The 1454-nt window shown below is 47.4% G+C and carries 1 protein-coding gene; it reads left to right on the top strand.

Features of this window, described 5'->3' with window-relative positions; genetic code table 11:
• Positions 1-1320: SUMF1/EgtB/PvdO family nonheme iron enzyme (locus tag AS151_RS06660; protein WP_071516270.1), on the top strand; the 1320-nt coding region annotated here is incomplete at its 5' end.
• Between the last annotated feature and the right edge of the window lie 134 nt (positions 1321-1454).

A 1454-nucleotide genomic window follows, 5' to 3' on the forward strand; every position in this document is an offset into this window, starting at 1 on the left:
GGGAAACTAATATTAGTGGATTTTGGTGCTGCCAAACAAGTAGCCAATTCCGCTTTATCGGTCACTGGAACCACCATCGGTTCGCCGGGATATACAGCCCCAGAACAAGCTGAAGGCAAAGCCCAACCCAACAGCGATATTTATAGTTTGGGAGTAACTTGCGTTCGTTTGCTAACTCAAGTCGAACCATTCTATTTCTTTGATGTGATGGAAGATAAGTGGATATGGCGCGATTATTTAAATGCTCCTATCGATAAGAAATTGGATGCAATTTTAGATAAAATGCTGATAAAAGCTACCAAAAGGCGTTACCAGTCAGCAACAGAAGTTTTACAAGACTTGCAACCTACCAAAGCACAACCTTCACCAACCTCTTCGTCAAAAGCTAAGCAACCTTCTTCAGCAACATCTTCTACACCTACGTCTAGTCAGAAATCGTTTAAATCCAAGCAGAAACCTTCGCTTCGTTCCTTTGAATTTGAAACGGCAACTGTGGAGGTTGCGGGAAATGATATCCAAATTCACCGCCATCGCCAGCAAGCATGGTTTTTTAGCGAAGTTCTGGGTAACAATATAGAGTTGGAAATGGTTTATATTCCCTCGGGAACTTTTACCATGGGAGCGCCAGAATCGGAGGAAAGAAACTATGACGACGAACGACCCCAGCACCAAGTGAGCGTACCAGCTTTTTTTCTGGGGAAATACCCGGTGACTCAGGCGCAATGGCGCGCTGTCGCCAATCTTCCTAAATACGAACGCGACCTGGAACCCAATCCATCCGGTTTTTCTGGGGATAACCGACCTGTGGAACGAGTATCTTGGTATGATGCTGTAGAATTTTGCCAGCGATTGTCCCAGCATACTGGCAGAGAGTACCGACTGCCTAGCGAAGCCGAGTGGGAATATGCCTGTCGTGCCGGTACGCAAACGCCTTTTTATTTTGGCGAAACCATTACCACCGAGCTAGCCAATTATGATGGTAATTATGTTTACGGTCGGGGCAAAAAAGGAGAATATCGGAGAGAAACCACAGATGTAGGCAGCTTTCCTGCCAATGGATTTGGGCTTTTTGACATGCATGGGAATGTTTGGGAATGGTGTGCTGACGATGATCACAACAATTACGAAGGGGCACCAACTGATGGCAGTGCTTGGATAGATAATGAAGATAGAACAAAAGCTGACAAGCTCCTGCGCGGTGGTTCCTGGGACGACTTCCCGCACTTCTGCCGTTCTGCGGTTCGCTTCAGGAGGCATCCCGGCGACCCCTTCCACGACATCGGGTTTCGCGTAGCGTGCGCCTCGGCGAGGACTCTCTAGCCCTTTCCTCTTTTTCCCTTGTGCCCTTTATCCTTTTTTCTTTTCTCTTTCCCCTCTCGCCGTTAGGCGAGTCGAAATTTTTTCGCTATTTTTCCATTTCTACAATTGATGGCGCGACTTGCCCACCTTGCGGT

This window comes from Geitlerinema sp. PCC 9228, assembly GCF_001870905.1.
In the GTDB taxonomy this organism is placed as follows: Bacteria; Cyanobacteriota; Cyanobacteriia; order Cyanobacteriales; family PCC-9228; genus PCC-9228.